General features: G+C 66.0%; 5 protein-coding genes and 1 pseudogene. All 6 read left to right on the forward strand.

Annotated elements, in window-relative coordinates:
* Positions 1-995 precede the first annotated feature (995 nt).
* Positions 996-1250, forward strand: a complete 255-nt coding sequence (locus BJF79_RS18365) for a hypothetical protein (protein WP_075899048.1) — start codon at positions 996-998, stop codon at positions 1248-1250.
* Positions 1251-1598: 348 nt separating this feature from the next.
* Positions 1599-2813 carry a hypothetical protein gene (locus BJF79_RS18370; RefSeq protein WP_262402233.1) on the forward strand — a complete coding sequence of 405 codons (1215 nt, stop codon included), beginning with the start codon at positions 1599-1601 and terminating at the stop codon, positions 2811-2813.
* 580 nt (positions 2814-3393) lie between these two features.
* The gene (locus tag BJF79_RS18375; RefSeq protein WP_083733564.1) at positions 3394-3909 is read left to right on the forward strand and encodes a peptidase inhibitor family I36 protein; all 516 of its coding nucleotides are present in this window, start codon (positions 3394-3396) and stop codon (positions 3907-3909) included.
* A 7-nt stretch (positions 3910-3916) separates the two neighbouring features.
* Positions 3917-5377: a hypothetical protein gene (locus tag BJF79_RS18380; RefSeq protein WP_158079221.1), complete on the forward strand. Its 1461-nt coding sequence runs from the start codon at positions 3917-3919 to the stop codon at positions 5375-5377.
* Between the two features lie 94 nt (positions 5378-5471).
* Positions 5472-5960, forward strand: coding sequence for a hypothetical protein (locus tag BJF79_RS18385; RefSeq protein ID WP_143220018.1), 489 nt, complete (start codon positions 5472-5474; stop codon positions 5958-5960).
* 303 nt (positions 5961-6263) lie between these two features.
* Positions 6264-7106, forward strand: a pseudogene (locus BJF79_RS18390) (IS256 family transposase); the annotation flags it as partial.

Consider the following 7106-nt stretch of genomic DNA (forward strand, 5'->3'; position numbering starts at 1 on the left):
GGCCGGAGGCCAGTCTCACCGGCAAGGCGCGCACACGCGCGGCCCTCGCCCGTTGCCCGCGTGTGCTCTCTCCCGAGGAAACGCGAGCGGAATTACGGGGACACCGAGCTGAGTCAGCTACCGTCAGGGCTCAGGAGCAACGGGAGGGAGGTGACGGGGACGTGACGACAGACGTGGAGACCGAAACCTTGGAGGCATTGGCGCGGGTGGGGCACCCGCAGAACTCTCTGCTGTCTGAATCACTGTCCTTGTCCTCGTTGTGTGAACACCGCAACGCTAGCGGCATGTTGGCGGTCCTAGCGGCGACGAGAATGTTGAGCCAGGGCGTGTCTCAGCGTGAGTTGCGCGGGCTCCCAGCTCAGCTCGGCCGCGTTAGGTCGAAAGCGGAACAACTCATCGAGAGCATCGTGCCCAGCGAGAACGATGGCCGCACGGTTAAAATTACACTCCTCGCCCCCCGCCAATCCGGCCGGGCCCAGTTTAGGGTGAACGGACGCGCGGCGGTCGAGCAGGTGCACGCCGCTTGGCGCGAGCAGCCAGTCATAGTCTTCGCTACAACCGCTGCGAGCAAGAGTCGCTTGTTGGTCGTTCCCGACGAAGCTCACACCTACCGAGGCGAATCAAAGTTCTATCACGCCATAACGTCCGTCCAGGCGTATTTGAAAGTGGCACGAGGACGAACCTCGTCGCCGTTCCATAGCGTGACCTTGCGCATCCGCGTCAACGTGCTAGTGACGCGCTTGCGAAGCCTCGCGAACTACATCCGTGCCGTGTTGGAGATGGCGCGAATAGATCACTGTCGGCAACTCGCCTCCGCAGGTTGCGAATCGTCGGCCGCACCGCTGTACCTCCTGCTACTCGCGGTTTATCACCGGTATGGACGCCGCGCCGAACCGTCCAGGTATGCCCCCTCACTCAGCCGATTCCAGACATCGGCGGGGAGCGCCGCGGGCTGCTAGGCGGACGCTCCTCGCCAAGAGTGAGGGAGCGTCCCCATGGAAGAACTCCTCCGCGTCATCGCGGAGCCGGGCCCCTCCGGGGTCCTGATCGCCTTGATGATCTTGATCGTCCTGGTCGCAGTGCTCATTGCGGCCGTGGTCGCCATAATTCTGCTCTACCTCGGGCTGGCCACAGTGGCTCTGCTGCGCGCCCGGCCCGCGAACATGGACGGCCGCTACGTGGCCTTCCGGGACCTGCTGGACCTGCTGCGCGACCTGCTCAGCTTGCTCCGCCCTTGGCGGCGGAGGTGACCATGAGCGACACACCCCAGGCCGACGCACCCGGCCGCCGTCGTGGCCGTCCGCCCCGCGCGTCGCGAGGGCTGACAAGAGAGGTCATCACCCTCCGTCGGCAGGGTCTCAGCCTCAGAGGCATCGCCGCGGACCTGAACGCACGCTCTGTTCCGATGCCAGAAGGACGGGGGTCTTGGTGCTACAAGGCGGTTGATCGACTATTGGCGACCCAGCACGCCAGGGACCTCGAAACCGAGATGGACCAGAACTAAGCCTGGCCGCCGACGAGAGCTGGGCCGGACGGGACACCCGGCCCAGCTCTTTCGTCCTCCGGGTGCATCACAAGTCGGCGACGACACGGTGGCCGTGGTTCACCGCCTACGCGGTCTGGGCGAACCTGTCTATGACCTCCAAGTGGACGGCAACCGTAACTTCTTTGCAGGTCAGGTACTCGTCCACAACTGCCTGATCGTCGACGATCCCCATAAGGGCCGCGCCGAGGCCGAGTCGCATCGAATCCGCGAAGGGGTCCACGAGTGGTGGTCGTCCACGGCCGTCACCCGGCTCCAGCCCGGCTCTCCCATTTGTGTAATGCAGACCCGCTGGCACGAACTTGACCTGTCCGGGCGGCTGCTGGCCGACGAGGGCGACGTCGCCGAGGGCGGCCGGTGGCTGGTGATCCGGCTCCCGGCGGTCGCCGACTCGCCCGACGACCCCCTGAACCGCCAGATCGGCGACCCGCTCCCGCACCCACTCATCGACCCCGACGTCCGCGACACTCAGCTCGCCCACTGGCACGACAAGCGCCGTTCGGTGACGGTGCGAGACTGGCACGCGCTCTACATGGCCGACCCGCAGGCCGTCGAAGGCGCCCTGCTGTCCTGGGACGACCTGCGCGCCGGGCGGATCGCCCGCGCGCAGATGCCGCCGCCGGTGAAATCCGCCGTGGCCGTCGACCCCAACGGCGGCGGCCGCGACACCTACGGCGTGATCGGCGGTGTCCTGGGCCCCGACCAGCGGCTCTACATCACCGACGACCGATCCGGCAGCGGCGGCTCCAAGGACTGGTCCGAAGCCGCCGTCCGCCTGGCGGTGACGCTGGACGCCGACCGGATCATCTTCGAGGTCAACTACGGCGGCGACATGGTCGAACGGTCGATCCGCACGGCCTGGACCGACCTGCAGCGCGCCGGCGACATCCCCGCCGACCGGCTCGTGCCGCGTCTGGAGGGCGTCCGCGCGAAGAAGAACAAGGTGCTGCGGGCCGAGCCGATCGCGCAGGCGTTCCTGTCCGGGCAGATCCGCACCGTCCCTGATGCGCCGGGCGCGCTCGGCGACCTCGAGCACGAGTGGGCGACGTGGCAGCCCACCGACCCCGACAGTCCGGGACGCATCGACGCGAGCGTCTACCTGGCCTGGGGGCTGCTGCCGTTGCCCGGCGCCGAGAACGTCATCGGGACGGCCGCGAACGTGTCGCGGTCCCAGGTCCAGCAACAGCGCGGCCCGGTTCCGGGGCCGCCCGGTCCCGGGTCCCCGTTCGGCCGCGGCGGCCGCCGTTTCGGGCTACCCGGATCCCGCTAACTTGCGCCGATAGTCGGGCTGGCCGGGCATTGCGGCAGGTCGTCAGTCTTCTGGCAGATCCCAGCCCGGATTCGGCCTTGTGTGGTTGGTGTCGGCCAGGCATGCGCAATATGACGTTGTAGTCGTTCAGGAAGCGTGGGTCGCCAAAGAATCGTCAGGAAGTTCTGGGGTGAGATTTCGCGATGCTTGAAGTGTTCTGCTTGATTAGAAACTTTGTTGCTATGTTCTGCTGTCCCCTGCACTTGTTGACACGTTCGGTGGCGGCGTGTTCACCGGCGGTCGGTGGCAAGTGTACATGGGCTTCCTGACCTCGTTAGATGCTAATTCGAGCTTGCTGGTTGATGCGAGTGTCGCCAAGGTGACGCTGCTGGTTTACACGTCAGGATGACCACATGTTGCCAAGGTGTGGAATCTGGCACATAGATGCAGGTCGAGCGTTCAAGGCCAACGCATTTTAGGCAACTCATGGCTTGATCAAACCCAGAGGGTTATTTAACGTCCAAGGCGCGGAGATCATCTCGCTCTGTTTCGAGTAAGCGTCAAATCAAGCAGAGCGTTTCACCCAACAGAAGGGAAACGCATGAGAACCCGTGCCGCCATCGCCCGCATCGCCGTCGCAGGCGCCGCCACCGCTGTAATGACCGCCTCGGCCGCCGCGACGGCATACGCCGCGCCAGGTGTCAGCGTCCAGCAGCAAATCGCTGCGCAAGTCGCCAACTACGGAGGCGAACAGACCGGCCCCGGAGAAGTCACCTACAGCAGCGGCTCTGTCAAGCTGGTCATCCCCCCGGCCGGGCAGGCCGCCACCTGCCCCATCGGGTGGTACTGCTTCTTCGAGAGCGCCGGTTACGGCGGGCGGATGCTGCAGTTCCAGGACTGCGGCGGATACCAGTTCCTCGGCGACTACGGCTTCCGCAACCAGGCGTCGGCGTGGCAGAACCGTACCCAGAACACGGTCGAGGTCTACGACGAAGACGTGCAGCCGTGGGAGCTGCTGTGGACCATGACCCCCGACGCCGAGTCGATCAGCGTCGGGACCGCCGCCGATGAGAAGGCCGACTTCTTCAACACCCTCTGCCCCGCATCGGCGAAGTGAGGAACCGGTGACCTTCAGGGCAAAATCCGGCTCGGCGTTCACCGCGGTTGTGGCCGCGGTCGCGCTGATCGTGGGAATGCTTCCCGGAACCGCTGCAGCGACGCCCGGCGATCCGTATCAGCGCTACCTCGACCAGTACGGAGCCAAAGCGCACGCCCAAGGCGGTGCCGCGCCTGCTCCCTCCCTGAACGAAATGCTCGCGCGGGAACGCACCGAGACCTACCGCGTGGACATGTCCAAGCAGACCACCGCCACACAGCCGGAACCCCGGGCCGCGACCTGGCGGAACGAGTGCCTCAACACCGAGGTCGACGACTGGAAGACCGGCGTGATCAAGGACCGTAAGCACTTCTGCACCCACGCGGACCTGATGATCTCCACCTTCAACCCAGAGACCGCTCTGCCGGGCGTAGTGTGGTTCACGCTGCTGGTGTACGGAACCGGAAGCACCGGGTCGGGAAGCCAGCGCTACTTCGATCTGAACTTGGAGCTCCTCAACGTCCGCAGCGACGAGGACTTCCCCTGGCACGAGAACATGCCGATCTACGCCTCCATCCCCTGCAAAGTGCAGATCCCCGCGTCCGTGCAGAACGCGTGCGAAACCAACGCCATCCCGGTCGGACGGACCATAGAGCAATGGCAGGAATCGCCCCACATCTCCGTCCCGCTGTGGTCCAGCGACGCCACCGTCTCCGACCCGAGCCTGGAACCGCAGGTCGGTGAGGAAAAGGTCGTCATGATCAGCTTCTCGCCGACGGTCACGAGCGTCAGCCCCGCATTCGCCCCCGTCACCCCGAGCACGCAGGCGGACCCTGACGTGATACCGACGGTGTCGATGAACGGCTACGCCCGGTTCGACTCCGCCAAGTACCTCAGCACCGGCTTCGGGGCGATCTTCCGGGGCGTCGTGCCGCACATCAGCTACGACCCCGCCAGCCCCCGGTACAAGGAACTCGCCGAGCACATCCGGGACGCCTGCGACCCGGACGTGGCCACCTTCCCCACACCGGTGCCCGACAAGGCGATCCCCGGCTGCAGCATCAACGACCTCATCCACCGGCTCGCCCCGGCCAAGTGGGGCTGGCCCAAACCCGCCACCATCGACGACAGCAACCACAAGAAACGCTACGACCGCAACCGGGCGATCGTCCGCAGCAACTGCAACGACAACACACCCGAGACGCCCTCGACGGGAGACAAGGAGTGCGACGAGTTCCCGTTCGCGTCCACCTATGAGGGGGCCGCTCGCGCGGAGTTCCCAGCCAGCGAGTTCGCGGGCCTGAAGAACTCCGGTCGAGACAACCAGTTCTCGGTCCGCAAGATCAACGGCCAGCAGAACGGCTGGGGCGGCAGCGACCTAAATACCTGGTACAACAACGACCGCATCCTGGACTGGGCCACCGGCGGCTCGAGTTCCACGCATGCTGCCGGCGACATGCGTGACGGCTTCTGGGTCAGGATTCCCTAGCTAGACACGACACGCCCGTCCGGAGTGAGGCGGGGCGGCGCCGGGCCCGGCGCCGCCCCGCCCTCTCGCGTCCCAAGGAAGGTGCTCACCTGTGATGAGTCGCATAATCAAGCAGGCGTCCAAGCTCACCAGCACCGGGTACCACATGTTCGGCTTCCACGATGCCTCCCACAGCCAGCCAGACGTGGTACCGCCCGCAAGCACCTGGATCGGGCATGGCCCGCACGAAGTGACCATCCGGGTCATCGAAGAACTGCCGGACAAGACACTCGAGTTCGAACTCTGGGACGGCCCGCCGGCTAAGCCCGCCGACGCTGAGGTGAGCGAAACGTTCGGCCTCGACCTTCCCACAGGCAGCATCAGCGTCTATGCCATCGCCGCCGGACACGTCCACGACGTCTTCGAAGTACCGCACGGCCGATATCAAGTCCGCGTCAGTGGATGGAACCGCGAAAGCACCGCCCGGGAGATCAGCTCCGTAGGCCAACGCACCGGCTTTAACGACGCCGACCCCGACTTCGCCGATGCGATGAGAAGACTCGAAGGACACGAACGGTATCTGGCCCAGTTCTGGCGCGCCTAACCAGGGTTATTGGGTGATGGCGGCCGGGTAAGTCGACGGACCGTCGGTGCAGGCGTATGCCGGTGACATGGCCAGATACCCCCAGGGCGGCGGGATGACCGCCGTCGGCCGTGACAAACGAGAACAAGTACGGATGCAGGCCGCGCAGTGGTTCGCCGAAGGACGGCCCAACGCCCGGATCGGGTTGCGTCCACGGAGGTGGTGTACGAGTTTGACCAGGTCAAGTGGCATGTCGTCGTGACGTGAGACGGCCACCGCGTGAATCCTTCGAATCGACCAAGACCAGAAGGAGAGTGGAACGCGATGGCCGCCGACAACAGTGTGGACCCCGCCGAGTGGATTGCCGAGCAGATCGGGGCGTGTGAGCCCGATGTGTTGCGGTCGATGGTCAAGACGATGGCCGAAGCGCTGATGAGCGCGGAGCGACGCGGTCTGCGGGGCCGGCTACGGACAGCGGTCGGACGAGCGGATCAACCGCCGCAACGGATACCGGCCCCGGGACTGGGACACCCGCGCCGGGACCGTTGAGCTGGCGATCCCGAAGCTGCGGTCGGGGTCCTACTTCCCCGAGTGGCTGCTGGAACGCCGCCGCCGGGCCGAGCAGGCCCTGATCAGCGTGGTGGCCACCTCCTATCTCCTCGGTGTCAGCACCCGGCGGGTGGACAAACTGGTCGAGCAGATGGGCATCAAGGGCATCTCCAAAAGCCAGGTGTCGGAGATGTCGAAGGTCCTGGACGCGCAGGTCCAGGCGTTCCGCAACCGTCCGCTGGAGGCGGGGCCGTATGCGTTCGTGTGGGTGGACGCCCTGACCCAGAAGGTCCGCGAGGGAGGCCGGATCGTCAACGTGCACGTGCTGGTGGCCACCGGTGTCAACGCCGACGGGCACCGCGAGATCCTCGGGATCGAGGTGACCTCGGCCGAGGACGGCGCGGGCTGGCTGGCATTCATGCGCGGGCTGGTCGCCCGGGGGCTGTCGGGCGTCCAGCTGGTGATCTCCGATGCGCACCGCGGCCTGGTGGAGGCGATCGGGGCGACGTTGCCCGGGGCTGCGTGGCAGCGGTGCCGGACGCACTACCTGCGGAATCTTCTGACGAAGGTGCCCCGGTCGGCGCAGCCGTGGGTGGCGACGCTGGTGCGCACCATCTT

The organism is Actinomadura sp. CNU-125 (genome assembly GCF_001942465.1).
Classification (GTDB): Bacteria; Actinomycetota; Actinomycetes; order Streptosporangiales; family Streptosporangiaceae; genus Spirillospora.

Bases quoted from the DNA above. Each gene is read 5' to 3' on its own strand.
- BJF79_RS18375 (WP_083733564.1), top strand. From the start codon at position 3,394: ATGAGAACCCGTGCCGCCATCGCCCGCATCGCCGTCGCAGGCGCCGCC.
- BJF79_RS18365 (WP_075899048.1), top strand. From the start codon at position 996: ATGGAAGAACTCCTCCGCGTCATCGCGGAGCCGGGCCCCTCCGGGGTC.
- BJF79_RS18385 (WP_143220018.1), top strand. From the start codon at position 5,472: ATGAGTCGCATAATCAAGCAGGCGTCCAAGCTCACCAGCACCGGGTAC.